The 13,111-nt window shown below is 74.6% G+C and carries 13 protein-coding genes; 9 read left to right on the plus strand and 4 right to left on the minus strand.

All coding sequences use genetic code 11. The features are described 5' to 3' along the window. The first annotated feature begins 45 nt into the window (after positions 1-45). Entirely contained in the window at positions 46-783 is a 738-nt protein-coding gene (locus IFT90_RS03505) for an NUDIX domain-containing protein (RefSeq protein WP_192040981.1), read from the plus strand. 49 nt (positions 784-832) lie between these two features. Here the strand turns inward: IFT90_RS03505 and IFT90_RS03510 are convergent, their stop codons facing one another. Then, positions 833-1,402 (minus strand): GrpB family protein, encoded by a 570-nt coding sequence (locus tag IFT90_RS03510; RefSeq protein ID WP_192040982.1) that lies wholly within the window; start codon positions 1,400-1,402, stop codon positions 833-835. A gap of 4 nt (positions 1,403-1,406) precedes the next feature. Further along, the gene (locus IFT90_RS03515) at positions 1,407-1,547 is read right to left on the minus strand and encodes a hypothetical protein (RefSeq protein WP_192040983.1); all 141 of its coding nucleotides are present in this window, start codon (positions 1,545-1,547) and stop codon (positions 1,407-1,409) included. Between IFT90_RS03515 and IFT90_RS03520 the strand changes: the two genes are divergently transcribed. The 5 genes from IFT90_RS03520 to IFT90_RS03540 all read left to right on the plus strand — a co-directional run bounded on the left by IFT90_RS03520 (position 1,546) and on the right by IFT90_RS03540 (position 8,215). Next, the gene (locus tag IFT90_RS03520; protein WP_192040984.1) at positions 1,546-1,932 is read left to right on the plus strand and encodes a hypothetical protein; all 387 of its coding nucleotides are present in this window, start codon (positions 1,546-1,548) and stop codon (positions 1,930-1,932) included. The genes IFT90_RS03515 and IFT90_RS03520 overlap by 2 nt on opposite strands. Before the next feature lie 88 nt (positions 1,933-2,020). Continuing rightward, a complete protein-coding gene (locus IFT90_RS03525; RefSeq protein ID WP_192040985.1) occupies positions 2,021-4,702 on the plus strand; it encodes a phosphoenolpyruvate carboxylase in 2,682 nt (893 codons plus the stop codon). 193 nt (positions 4,703-4,895) lie between these two features. Next, positions 4,896-6,278 (plus strand): sensor histidine kinase, encoded by a 1,383-nt coding sequence (locus IFT90_RS03530; protein WP_192040986.1) that lies wholly within the window; start codon positions 4,896-4,898, stop codon positions 6,276-6,278. Beyond that, complete coding sequence (locus IFT90_RS03535) at positions 6,275-6,982, plus strand: response regulator transcription factor (RefSeq protein ID WP_192041415.1); 708 nt, start codon at positions 6,275-6,277, stop codon at positions 6,980-6,982. Before IFT90_RS03530 ends, IFT90_RS03535 begins: the two co-directional genes overlap by 4 nt. A 132-nt stretch (positions 6,983-7,114) precedes the next feature. Beyond that, positions 7,115-8,215 carry a BMP family ABC transporter substrate-binding protein gene (locus IFT90_RS03540; RefSeq protein ID WP_192040987.1) on the plus strand — a complete coding sequence of 367 codons (1,101 nt, stop codon included), beginning with the start codon at positions 7,115-7,117 and terminating at the stop codon, positions 8,213-8,215. 65 nt (positions 8,216-8,280) lie between these two features. Here IFT90_RS03540 and IFT90_RS03545 read toward each other — a convergent pair whose 3' ends face one another. Both IFT90_RS03545 and IFT90_RS03550 read right to left on the minus strand, forming a co-directional pair. Further along, positions 8,281-9,585 (minus strand): amidohydrolase, encoded by a 1,305-nt coding sequence (locus IFT90_RS03545; RefSeq protein WP_192040988.1) that lies wholly within the window; start codon positions 9,583-9,585, stop codon positions 8,281-8,283. A gap of 48 nt (positions 9,586-9,633) precedes the next feature. Further along, positions 9,634-10,536 (minus strand): carbon-nitrogen hydrolase family protein, encoded by a 903-nt coding sequence (locus IFT90_RS03550; RefSeq protein ID WP_192040989.1) that lies wholly within the window; start codon positions 10,534-10,536, stop codon positions 9,634-9,636. 102 nt (positions 10,537-10,638) lie between these two features. Here IFT90_RS03550 and IFT90_RS03555 point away from each other — a divergent pair, with 102 nt between their 5' ends. The 3 genes from IFT90_RS03555 to IFT90_RS03565 all read left to right on the plus strand — a co-directional run bounded on the left by IFT90_RS03555 (position 10,639) and on the right by IFT90_RS03565 (position 12,979). Further along, complete coding sequence (locus IFT90_RS03555) at positions 10,639-11,178, plus strand: 2-oxo-4-hydroxy-4-carboxy-5-ureidoimidazoline decarboxylase (RefSeq protein ID WP_192040990.1); 540 nt, start codon at positions 10,639-10,641, stop codon at positions 11,176-11,178. A gap of 115 nt (positions 11,179-11,293) precedes the next feature. Continuing rightward, positions 11,294-11,548, plus strand: a complete 255-nt coding sequence (locus IFT90_RS03560; RefSeq protein WP_192040991.1) for a glutaredoxin domain-containing protein — start codon at positions 11,294-11,296, stop codon at positions 11,546-11,548. Positions 11,549-11,659: 111 nt separating this feature from the next. After that, complete coding sequence (locus IFT90_RS03565; protein WP_371740982.1) at positions 11,660-12,979, plus strand: DUF418 domain-containing protein; 1,320 nt, start codon at positions 11,660-11,662, stop codon at positions 12,977-12,979. The last annotated feature ends 132 nt before the right edge of the window (positions 12,980-13,111 follow it).

Raw genomic sequence — 13,111 nt, forward strand, 5'->3', positions numbered from 1 at the left:
CGCCTCCTAGGGTGAGGTCCTCCACCTGCCCCACGGAGGAGCTCCATGGCCACGTCACCGTCACCGACCACGTCCCCGCCCCGGGACACGACCCCGCCTCGGCCTCCACGGCCCTCGGCGCCCGGCGAGCGGGACCGGCCCGACGGGCGCGGCCGCACCGGGCTCGACGCGACGGGTCGCGACCTGGTCGGCAACCCCGACGTCGTCGTGCGCGACGTCGAGGTGACCTCAGACGGCTGGCACGTGCTGCGGCGCACGACCTTCGACGTCCGCGGACGGGACGGGACCTGGTCGACGCAGCAGCGCGAGACCTACGACCGCGGCAACGGCGCGACGATCCTGCTCGTCGACCCTGCCCGCGACACCGTCCTGCTGACCCGCCAGTTCCGGTTCCCGGCGTACGTGAACGACCACCCGGACGGGATGCTCGTCGAGGCCGCCGCGGGCCTGCTCGACGAGGACGACCCGGAGACGGCGATCCGTCGCGAGGCGAGCGAGGAGCTGGGCGTCGAGGTGGGTGAGCTCACGCACGTGTTAGACGCCTACATGAGCCCGGGCTCCGTCACCGAGCGGGTGCACTTCTACGCCGCCGAGTACAGCCCCGTCGACCGGACGAGCGCCGGCGGGGGAGTCGCCGACGAGGGCGAGGAGATCGAGGTGCTCGAGCTTCCTTTCGCCGAGGCGCTGGCCATGGTCGACGACGGCGGCATCGTCGACGGCAAGACGATCATGCTGCTGCAGTGGGCGGCGCTGCGACGACTCACGACGGGCGGCCTCCGCTAGCGCAGCACGTCCTCGTCCGGCTCGGCTGCGGGGGCGGTCCCCGTCAGCCCTAGCGCGCCTCCCGCGCCCGGCTCTTGATCGCCGAGATGACGTCGGTCTTGGCGTCGGCGTAGTCGTTCATGTCGTCCCAGCTGCGCTCGAGCAGGGCGCGCTTCGTCCGCTCGTAGAGGGCGCGGTCGTCGTCGTCGCGGCGCAGGTGGTCGCGCAGGAGGAGGTAGTCGGCCACCGCAGGAGCGCCGCGGTCGTAGACGTGCACGTGCACGTCGCGCGCCGGGGTGCGCACCAGCCGGTGCCCCGGCTCGCGCACGCGCAGCACGTAGCCGGCGGCGAGCAGGGGCTCGAGCCAGTCCTCCTCGGCGGTGACGTCGTCGACCGCGACGACGACGTCGACGATCGGCTTCGCGGCCAGGCCGGGCACGGACGTCGAGCCGATGTGCTCGACCTGGGCCTGCGTGCCGGTCGTCGCGAGGGCAGCGACGATGCGTCGTTCGTGCTCGCGGAACAGCTCGGGCCACCGCGGGTCGGGGTCGTGCAGCGTCACCGCGACGGCCTCGGGACCGCCGACGAGGTCGAGCTCGGTCACGTCGGGGCGGCGGCGGGGGCGGGGATCGAGGGTCACCCGGTCATCCTGCCAGCCGGTCGCGGCCGGTCGCGGTGGGGGCGATGCCCGTCGCGGCCTGTCGCAGCCGGTCGCCCGACCGTCGCAGGTGCGTCGCACCCGCCTCGCCTGCCAGGATCGAGGTCCACTCGAGGGGAGCGACCATGGACGACGGACTGTTGTACGACCTCTGCAGCCGGGCACGACGCGTGCAGGCCGCGCGCAGCTCCGAGGCCAGCCTGCAGGGCCTGACCGACCTGGTCCGGGCCGCGGCCGACCCGCGGGGCCGCCGCTCCGACCTCGAGATCCACCAGCTGATCGAGTCCGCGCCGCAGCCCGTCGGCATGCGCTGGAGCGTCGCGCAGCTCGAGGCGCTCGCCGGGGCCAGGGGAGACGCCCCCGCCGACTTCGACGAGGACGAGGCCGAGGACTACGAGGAGGCGCAGGCCGCGCTCCTGAGGGCGGTCGGCAAGGACGACGGCGAGCCCGCGAGCGGCCCCGTCGGCGTCGCCAAGAACGTGCTCGAGCAGCTGCTGCACCGCTGGTTCTGACGCAGGCCCGGGCCGTCGGGCGAACGCGGCTGCCTGCCCGGGCCGGAACACGGCGTCATCCGCCCCCGGTTTCGTCCATGATGGTCCCGTGACCGACACCGACACCGACACCGCGAAGCGACCCGACGGAGCCAGCCGAGACGACGTCCGGGGGGCGGTCGACACCGACCTGCGCGCCGACGTGAGCTTCCTGGGCAGCCTGCTCGGGCGCGTGCTCACCGAGGCCGGCGGCCCCGACCTGCTGGCCGACGTCGAGCGCCTGCGCGCCGCCGTCATCTCCGCCTACGAGGACGCGACCGCGGGCCACGCCGGCAAGACGGACTCCGCCGAGCCGGTCGACCGCGCCGGCGAGATCGTCGCGGAGCTCGACCAGGAGCGCGCCGAGCAGGTCGCCCGGGCCTTCACCGTCTACTTCCACCTCTCCAACCTCGCCGAGGAGCACCACCGGGTGCGCGTGCTGCGCAGGCGCCGCGAGCGGGCCGACTCGCTGCCCGCCGCGGTCGAGCGGCTCGTCGAGGAGCTGGGGGCCGAGGAGGCGTCGGCACGTCTGCAGGCGCTGCGGTTCCAGCCCGTCTTCACTGCGCACCCCACCGAGGCCCGTCGCCGTGCGGTCGCGAGCACCATCCGCCGCATCAGCGACCTGCTCGACGAGCGCGACGCCGCGCAGAGCACGGCCGACCTGCTCGAGACCGAGCGTCGCCTCCTCGAGGAGATCGACGTGCTGTGGCGCACCTCACCGCTGCGCACCACGCGGCCGACCCCGCTCGACGAGGTCCGCACCGCGATGAACGTCTTCGACCAGACCCTGTTCGAGGTCGTGCCGCACGTGTACCGCGTGCTCGACGACCGCCTCAACGGCGACGCGGCCGGCCGTCAGCCGGTGGCGGCCCCGGCCTTCATGCGCTTCAGCAGCTGGATCGGCGGCGACCGCGACGGCAACCCGCACGTCACCGCCGAGGTCACCCGCGCCGCCGCCGAGATCGCGTCCGAGCACGTGCTGCTCGGCCTGCACCGCGCGGCCGGCCGCATCGGCGGCACCCTGACCCTCGACGAGGCCGACACCCCGGCCGACGTCGGCGTCCGCGAGCTCGCCGAGCAGCAGCGCGCGCTCGACCCCGACACGGCCTCGCGCATCGGCATCCGCTCGCCCAACGAGACCCACCGCCGAGTGCTCCTGTTCGTCGCCGAGCGGATCGACGCCACGCGCCGCGCCGTCGAGGGCCTCGCCTACGCCGGGCCCGACGACCTGCTCGCGGACCTCCGCACCGTCCAGGCGTCGCTCCGCGCGGCCGGGGCGCACCGCGCGGCCAACGGCGAGCTGCAGAACCTCGTCTGGCAGGTCGAGACCTTCGGCTTCCACCTCGCCGAGCTCGAGGTGCGCCAGCACTCGCAGGTGCACCGCACCGCCCTCGAGGAGGCGCGGGCCGGCGGCGAGCTCAGCGCTCAGACCGTCGAGGTGCTCGACGTGTTCCGCACCGTCGCCTCGCTGCAGCAGCGCTTCGGGCGTCGTGCCGCCTCCCGGTACATCGTGTCGTTCACCCAGTCGTCCGCCGACCTCGCGAACGTCGTCGAGCTGGCCGAGATCGCCCTCGGCTCGGCCGAGGCGGCGCCCGTGCTCGACGTCATCCCGCTGTTCGAGACGTTCGCCGACCTCGAGGCGTCGACGCGCATCCTCGACGAGGCCCTGCAGACCGACGCGGTGCAGCGTCGTCTCGCCGCGACCGGCCGCAAGCTCGAGGTGATGCTCGGCTACTCCGACTCGTCGAAGGACGTCGGCCCCGTCAGTGCGACCTTCGCCCTCTACGACGCGCAGGCGCGCATCGCCGAGTGGGCACGGAGCAACGACATCGAGCTGACCCTGTTCCACGGCCGCGGCGGCTCGATGGGCCGCGGCGGGGGACCGGCCCACGAGGCCGTCCGCGCCCAGCCGCCCGGGTCGGTCGAGGGCCGGTTCAAGATCACCGAGCAGGGCGAGGTGATCCTCGCGAACTACGGCAACAAGGTGATCGCCGCCCGGCACATCGAGCAGATGGCCGCCGCGACCCTGCACGCGTCGACGCCGTCCACGGCCGCCGCGAACGCCGCCTCCGCCGAGCGCTTCGCCCCGCTGGCCGCGGCCATGGACGCGGCCTCGCGCGACGCCTTCTTCGGCCTGGTCAAGGCCGACGGGTTCGCGACCTGGTTCGCCACGGTCACCCCGATGGAGGAGGTGGGCCTGCTCGCGCTCGGCTCGCGTCCCGCGCGGCGCGGCCTCTCGGTCGAGTCGCTCGAGGACCTCCGGGCCATCCCGTGGGTCTTCGCGTGGACGCAGGCCCGCATCAACCTGGCCGGCTGGTACGGCCTCGGCTCGGCGCTCGCCGCGGTCGGCGACGTGCAGGTGCTGCGCGAGGCCTACGAGGCCTGGCCGTTGTTCCGCACGATGATCAAGAACGTCGAGCTGTCCCTGGCGAAGACCGACGACCACATCGCCCGCCGCTACCTCGGCCTGGCCGAGCGCGACGACCTCGCCGACCGGGTGCTGGCCGAGATGGCGCTGACCCGCGAGTGGGTGCTCGCGACGAGCGGGTCGAGCGACGTGCTCGAGGGGCGACCGGTGCTCAGCCGCTCGGTGCGCCTCCGGAGCCCCTACGTCGACGCGCTGTCGCTGCTGCAGCTGCGCGCACTGCGGGGGATCCGCCGCTCGGTCGAGAAGGACCCGGCGGACGCCGACCACCGCCTCCTGCTGCTCACCGTCAACGGCATCGCGGCCGGCCTCCAGAACACGGGCTGACCGCGCCTCTCTCATTCAGGAACATCGGTCCTGCGTCTCGCGGCGGGGGGACCGATGTTCCTGAGTCGTGCACGGTGCAGGAACGGCGTAGACGGACTTCCTGCATGCTGAATGCGCCCGTTCTCGTGCCGCCGGGGCGGCCTCCGACCTTCGGTCGATCCCCGAGGAGGCGCCCCCTCCGTACCCTCGGAGCATGAGCACCGAGACCGCGACCGACGGCAGACCCCGTGGCTGGGCCCGCGCCTGGGGCGAGACGTGGCGGCTCCTCGTCGCTCTCGTGTTCGGCCTGGTCGTGTCGCTCGCGGTCTGGTTCGGCGACCCGACCGGTGTCCGCGACGCCGAGCCGCTGTTCGGCCTCTTCGTGTTCCTCGACGTGCTCGTCGGGCTCACCGTGCTCGTGCTGCTGCCCCTGCGGCACCGCGCCCCGTTCGTCCTCACCCTGGTGGCGGTCGTGCTCGCGGGCATCTCGCCGTTCGCGTCGTGCGCCGCGTCGCTCATGCTCGTGTCGCTCGCGACCCGCCGACGGGCCGCCGAGATCGTCCCCGTGGCACTGGCCTTCGTCGTCGCGAGCGTGCTCGGCGAGGTGCTGTACTTCCGGTCCGAGCCGGTCCTCCCGCTCTGGCAGACCCTCGTCGCGGTCGTCGTCGTCACGGCCCTGATCGTCGTCGTCGGGCTCTACATCGGCGGTCGTCGTGAGCTGCTGCGCAGCCTGCGCGAGCGTGCCCGCCTCGTCGAGGAGGAGGAGCACCTCCGCCTGTCCCAGGCCCGCGACCACGAGCGCACCCGGATCGCTCGCGAGATGCACGACGTGCTCGCCCACCGGCTCTCGCTCGTCGCCCTGCACGCCGGGGCCCTCGAGTACCGCGACGACCTCGACCCGGCCGAGACGCGGGCCACCGCCGGCGTCATCCGGGAGAACGCGCGGACGGCGCTGACCGAGCTGCGGGACGTGCTCGGGGTGCTCCGCGAACCCGGTCCCGACGGCGGCGCGGTGGCGGCTCCGCCCCAGCCGACCCTGGCCGGGCTGGACGAGCTGCTCGACGAGGCGCGGTCCGCGGGCATGGTCGTCCAGCTCGAGTCGTCGCTCCCCTCGGCCCTGACCGGCGGCCGCGGCGACCCCGCCGCGGCGGACGGCCCGTCCGAGGAGGCGCCTCCCACGACGACGAGCCGGCACGCGTTCCGCATCGTGCAGGAGTGCCTGACGAACGCCCGCCGGCACGCTCCGGGGCAGCCGGTGACGGTGACGCTCGACGGGCGTCCCGGGGGCCAGCTCGTCGTCCGGGTGGAGAACGCACTCGGGACTGCCTCGAGGGGAGCCGTCCCCGCGTATCCGTCGAGTCCGGGGGCGCCGTCGCCGGCCCTGTCGGCGGCAGGATCCCTGCGTGCAGGTGCAGGTGCAGGTGCAGGTGCAGGTGCAGGTGCAGGTGCAGCCGCAGCCGCTGGCGCGCGTGCCGGGCGCGGCGGCCACGGCCTCGACGGCCTGGCGGAGCGAGCCCGTCTCGCCGGCGGCACCCTGACCCTCGACTCGTCCGCGGGTCGCCACGTCGTGGAGGCGAGGCTGCCGTGGACCCGCTGACCCGCACCTCCGCCCCGGTCCGCGTGGTGCTCGTCGACGACGAGAGGCTCGTCCGGACCGGACTCCGCCTCATCCTCGGCGGCGAGCCGTCCGTCGAGGTGGTGGGCGAGGCCGGCGACGGCGTCGAGGCCGAGCACGTCATCGCCGAGACCGTCCCCGACGTCGTCCTGATGGACATCCGCATGCCCCGCCGTGACGGGCTCGCCGCGACCGAGCGCGAGCTCGCACGTCGACCCGACCTCGCCGTCCTCGTGCTCACGACCTTCGACGCGGACGACATGGTGCTCGGGGCCTTGCGCCTCGGCGCCCGCGGGTTCCTGCTCAAGGACACGCCGCCGGCCGAGCTGGTGGCGGCGGTCCTCGCGGCGGCGCAGGGCCGGTCGACCCTGTCACCGAGCGTGCTCGACCGCGTGATCGGGGCCGCGACGGCGTCCGTCCCCGTGCAGGCCGTCGACGGCAGCGCCGAGGAGGCGGCGGCCGCGGCCGACGAGGCCCGGTCCCGTCTCGCGCTGCTCACCGCCCGCGAGGCCGACGTCGTGCGCGGGGTCGTGCGCGGCCGCTCGAACGCGCAGATCGGCGCAGAGCTGTACGTCAGCGTCGCGACGGTGAAGACCCACCTCGGCCACGCCTACGACAAGCTCGGCGTCGACGGCCGGGTGCAGCTCGCGCTGCTGGCGCGGGCGGCGGGGCTCCCCGAGGACTGACGCCGCTCCTCCCCAGGTCACGATTCGACACCGCCTGTGCCCCCGCACGGTCACGACCCGGTGCAGGCCCGGGGGAGGTGCCATGATCATCGGCAGAGCAGCGTCCGCTCGCCGTCCAGGAGGTCATCCGTCGTGTCTGTCCGTGCTGTCGTGCCCGTCCGCATCGCGTCCCGCTCCGCCCGCCCGCGCCTCCTCGGCGCCGCCGCCGGCCTGGCCGGGCTGGTCCTCCTGTCGGCGTGCGCGTCGGCGCCGTCGGACGACGGGGGCGCCGCGACGGCCTCGACGCACTGTGCCCGGATGGTGACCAACTCCGGCGGCCTCGAGGACCGCTCGTTCAACCAGTCGAGCTGGGCCGGGCTGCAGGCTGCCGAGGCCGACGGCGTCGCCGCCCAGGTGCTCGTCTCGACCTCCGAGACCGACCTGGCGCCGAACGTGACCCAGGCCGTCGAGTCCGGCTGCGGCTTCGTCCTGACCGTCGGCTACGAGCTGGCCGCCGCCACCCAGGAGCAGGCCGCGGCCAACCCCGACGTCGACTTCGCCATCGTCGACGAGACCGTCGAGGGCGACAACGTCAAGTCGATCCTGTTCGACACGGCGCAGGCGTCGTACCTCGCCGGCTACCTCGCGGCCGGGGTCTCGAAGACCGGCGCGGTGGGCACCTTCGGCGGCGGCAACCAGCCGCCCGTGACCCTCTTCATGGACGGCTTCGCGCAGGGCGTCGATGCCTACAACGCCGCGCACGGTGCCTCCGTGCGGCTGATCGGCTGGGACCCGGTCGCCCGCGACGGCTCCTTCACCGGCGACTTCGAGGACGTCAACAAGGGCAAGCAGGTCGCCCAGGCGCTGATCGACCAGGGTGCCGACGTGATCATGCCCGTCGCCGGCCAGGTCGGCGAGGGCGCCGCCTCGGCCGCGCTCGACGCCGGGGGAGTCAGCGTCATCTGGGTCGACAACGACGGGTACGACACCCTGCCCGAGGCGTACCGCCCGATCCTGCTGACCTCCGTGCTCAAGGACACCGAGCAGGCCGTCCGCGAGATCGCCGTGTCGACGATCGACGACAGCTTCACGAACGAGCCGTACGTCGGCACCCTCGAGAACGAGGGCGTCGGCCTCGCGCCGTTCCACGACCTCGAGTCGAGCGTGCCCGCCGACCTCGCCGCCGAGGTCGACGCCCTGCGCGACCAGATCGTCGCGGGCACGGTCACGGTCGACTCGCCCGACGCCCCGTAGGCGCGGCCGGACACCTGGACACCGAACGCCGCACCCGCGCTGAGCCGCGACGCGCCCGCCGTGGCCTACGGCCGGCTGGCGCGTCGTCCGCGGGTGCGACCACCACGTCCGGCGGCGGCAGCCGCAGCGACGAACCGCTCCGCCCGCTCGACGGTGCGACCGCGCCCGGCCGCCGCGTCCCACTCGTACACGGTGACGCCGCCGATCAGCACGTGCTCCGCGCGGCTCATCACGTCGAGCGGGTCGCCCGACCAGACGACGACGTCGCCGTCGAGCCCGGGAGCCAGTGCTCCCACGCGGTCGTCGAGCCCGAGCATGCGTGCCGGGTTGACCGTCAGCGCCTCGAGCGCGACGACTGGGTCGAGCCCCTCCTTCACGGCGAACGACGCCTGGTGCACCAGGAAGTTGATGGGCACCACCGGGTGGTCGGTGGTGATCGCGACCGTCACCCCGGCGCGGGCCAGGGCGGCCAGGTTCGAGATCGCCCGGTCGCGCAGCTCGACCTTGGTGCGCGACGTGAGCATCGGCCCGAAGATCACCGGGACGCCCTTCTCGGCCAGCACGTCGGCCAGCTTGTGGCCCTCGGTGCCGTGGTTGACGACGAGGCGGTAGCCGAACTCCTCGGACAGCCTGATCGCCGTCGCGATGTCGTCGTGCCGGTGCACGTGCTGGTCCCAGACGAGGGTGCCGTCGAGCACGTCGGCGAGCGTCTCGAGCCGCAGGTCGCGCCGGAACGGTTCGCCCGCCACGGCCGCCGCCGCGCGTGACGCCGCGTAGAACCGGGCGTCCTCGAAGGCCTGCCGCAGCACGTACGCGACGCCGAGCCGCGTGGAGGGCAGCGCGTCGCGGCTGCCGTAGACCCGCTTCGGGTTCTCGCCGAGCGCGGACTTGACGCTCACCGCCTCCTTGATCACCTGCTCGTCGATCGTGCGGCTGCCCCACGTCTTGATCGCCACGGTGCGGCCGCCGATCACGTTGCCGCTGCCGGGCTTGACGACGACGCTCGTGACGCCGCCCGAGAGCGCGTCGCGGAACCCCTCGTCGTCGATGTCGATCGCGTCGATCGCCCGCACCCCGGCGGTGTTCGGGTCGGTCATCTCGTTGGTGTCGTTGCCGACGGGGCCGTTCGCCTCCTCGCTGATGCCGACGTGGCCGTGCGCCTCGACGAAGCCGGGCAGCACCCAGCGGCCCGTGGCGTCGACGACCCGGGCGCCCGCGGGCACCTCGACGTCGGCGGCAGCGCCCACCGCCTCGACCAGGCCGTCGCGGATCAGCACCGTGCCGCCCTCGATCGGCTCGCCCACGATCGGCACCACGCGGCCGCCCGTGATCGCGACGACGACGGACGGGGGCTGCTGCGAACGAGTCATGGCCCCACCGTAGGCCCGCCGACCGACACCCCACGAGGAGGTGCGGCGTCAGCCCCGCGGACGGTCCGCGACCGCGAAGCGCTGGTTCGCCAGCACGGGCAGGGTGCGCCGAGCCGCCGCGACCTCGTCCAGGTCGAGGTCGACGACGAGGAGCCCCGGCTCGGCGCCGAGCTCGGCGACCACGGCCCCGAAGGGCGAGGCGACGAGGCTGTGCCCGACGCCGGTCGGCGACGCGCTCGCCGCCGCGGCCGTCGCCGCGCGCTCGGTCTCGGCGTCGCCGGAGGCCCTGGCCGCCTCCGCGACCGCCGCGGGGTCGGCCTGCCCGACGGCCACGACGAAGGTCGTGCTGTCGGCGGCGCGTGCGCGGGTCAGCAGCTGCCACTGGTCGACCTTGCCGGGGCCGTCGCCCCACGACGCGGCGACGACGCTGACCTCGGCGCCCGACGCGGCGTTCGCGAGGAACAGCGCGGGGAACCGCACGTCGTAGCAGGTGGCGAGGCCCACGACGGCACCACGGCCGGCGTCGTCGTCGCGCCCGTCGCCGCCCCCCACGGCCACGGTGACGGCTTCGTCGCCGCCCTCGACCGAGTCGGACTCCGCGTGGCCGAACGCGTCGAAGAGGTGCACCTTGTCGTAGCTCGCGGCCAGCTCGCCGCTCGGTCCGGCCACGAGGAGCGTGTTCCGCACCGTGCCGTCCTGCCCCGGAGTGAACGTGCCGACGACGATCGTGACGCCGAGCCGCCCGGCGAGGCCGAGCACGGCGGAGGCCCAGGGGCCGTCGAGCGGCTCGGCCGCCGCGGCGAGGTCGGAGCCGAACGCGGTCATGGCTGCCTCGGGGAACACGACCAGCTCGGCTCCCTCGGCTGCCGCCTCCTCGGCTGCCCGCTCGACCTCACGGAGGTTGCGGGCCGGGTCGCGGGTGCTCCAGATCTGGGCGAGGGCGATGCGCATGCGCCCAACCTAGCCACGCGCGCTGCCGAGCCGGGGGCCGGATCCGGCCGCGCACCAGCCGGGCCGGGGCCGGGCGGGCCGTCGCCGGATACAGTTCACGGCATGATCGACCTCCCCGAAGGCGAGCTGCGCGAGCGGCTGGCCACCGCCCTGTCCGTGCCTCGCTGGGTCGACGAGGTGTCCGCCGAGGCTCCCTTCGCCGACCTCGACGCCCTGCTCGCCGTCGCACGCCGCGCCGGGTCGCTCACGTCCGACGAGGTCGACCAGGCGCTCGAGCACCACGACCTCGTCGCCGAGCCCGCCACCGGCGACGCGGGCGCCGACGAGTACGGGCGTCGCGAGGAGCGCGCCTCCCACGAGACCGACGACCCGCAGCTCGTCAAGGCCCTGGCCGAGGGAGGCGCGGTGTACGAGGAGCGCTTCGGCCGCGCCTTCGTCATCCGCACGGCCGGCCGCAGCCGCGACGAGGTCGTCGCCGAGCTCGACCGTCGGCTCAAGCTCGACGACGAGGCCGAGAAGCAGGAGGTGGGGGCCCAGTTGGTCGAGATCGCCGTCGTCCGCCTCCGCCAGGTCTTCGCGTCCCGCACGGCCGAGACGGGGCGTGGCACCGAGACGGCGTCGCCGGTGCGGCCGCTCGCCTGAGCCGCTCGCCTGACCCGCCCGCCTGAGCCGCCCGCCTGACCCGTGCGTTGCGGCCGCGCCCACGGTGGGAATCGACTCGGACGGGCCCCGAGGGGGCCGAGCGTACGATGGGCGCATGTCCGACGCAGCCCCCGACCGCATCCTCATGTTCGGCGCCGAGTGGTGCCGTGACTGCCGCCGCTCGAAGGCGCTGCTCGACCGCGAGGGCGTGGCCTACGACTACGTCGACCTCGAGTCGGTCGACGACGGAGCCGACCGCGCGTTCGCGGTCAGCGGCCGCACGCAGATCCCCGTGGTCGTGTTCCCCGACGGCAGCCACCTCGTCGAGCCGTCCGACGCCGAGCTCTCCGCCAAGCTCCCGCTCGACTGACGTCGGCGCGCGGTCGCCCGTCGGGTCGACCACGGGGTCGGCCGACGGGACGACGGCCGGGTCGGCCGACCGGCCGAGGCGCCCCGTGCGGCGGCACGCCACCCTGGACGCGTGACCTCGACACCGGAACACGTCCCCTCTGACGCCCCGCCGCCTCCTGCGCCCGCGATGCCGGCGGCCCCGCCGGCCCCGGTCGCCGACCCCCGGGCCGCGTCCGGAGTCGGGACGCCGGTCGCCTACAGCGGCCCCGTCGCCGCGGCAGGCCGGTTCGTCGCGCCCGACCTGCTCCGCGGCATCGCCCTGCTGGGCATCGCGCTCGCGAACAGCGTCCACTACCTGACCGACCGCGTCACGGGCCCCCTGGCCCGTCCGGTCGACGGCAGCCCGGGCGACCACGTGGCCGACGTGCTCGTCGGCACCCTCGTCGACAACCGCTCGTTCCCCCTCTTCACCCTGCTCTTCGCCTACGGCTTCACCGTGCTGCTGCAGCGTCAGGCCGCGCGTGGGGTGCCGCGCGACAGGGCGAGGGCACTCCTCCTGCGCCGGAGCCTCTGGCTGGTCGTGTTCGGGGCGCTGCACGTCGTGTTCCTCTTCGAGGGAGACATCCTGCTCAGCTACGGACTGCTCGGGCTCGTCCTCGCGGCCCTGTTCGCGGCGAGCGACCGGGCGTTCCGCATCGTGGGCTGGTCGACGCTCGTGGTGTTCCTCGCCGTGGCCGGTCAGGACGGCCTCGCCGGAGGCGGCGCCAACGAGATCGACGCCGTGCCGTTCGAGGTCGGAACCGTCCTGGGCGACGCGCTCTGGCGTCTCCTCGCGCTGGTGGGCGTGATCTTCACCGCCCCCCTCACCATCGGCATGCTCCTGCCCATCGCCGTGCTGGGCACGCTGCTCGGACGACGGCGCGTCCTCGAGCGCCCCGCCGAGCACCTCCCCCTGCTCCGTCGTCTCGCGCTCGTCGGGTTCCCCGTCAGCGTGCTCGGCGCCCTCCCGCTGGTGCTCGCGGCGATCGAGGCCTGGCAGCCGGGTCGCGTCGTGCTGTACCTGCTCGGCGTGCTGCACGGCGCGACCGGCGTGGCCGGCGCGCTCGCCTTGCTCGGCCTCGTCGGCTGGTGGGTCGGCACGCGGGAGGCGCGCACCGCCTCCGTGCTCGTCCCCACCTCGGCGCCGGTGCGGGCGCTCGTCGCCGTCGGCCGGCGCTCGCTCACCTGCTACCTGCTGCAGTCGGTGCTCTTCGTGCTGCTGCTGAAGCCGTGGGCGCTCGGCCTCGGGGTCGGCGCGGGCACGCTGGCGATCGGGCTGATCGCCGTTGGCGTCTGGCTCGTCACGGTCGTCGTCGCGGTGCTGCTCGACCGGGCCGGCCGGCAGGGGCCCGCCGAGTGGGCGCTGCGTCGCCTCACCTACGGCCGACCGGCCGCGTCGCGAGCCGCTTAGCGGCCGGCGGGCCGGCGGAGGGGCGCGCGGCGGGGCGCACGGCGGGGCCGTGGCAGACAGCGAGCCGCGATGCAGGTGAAAAGGGACGGCGCAGGCGTGGGCCCGCGCCTACGGCGTCCCTTTTCCCCTTCC

The organism is Frigoribacterium sp. CFBP 8766 (assembly GCF_014841435.1).
Taxonomy (GTDB): domain Bacteria; phylum Actinomycetota; class Actinomycetes; order Actinomycetales; family Microbacteriaceae; genus Frigoribacterium.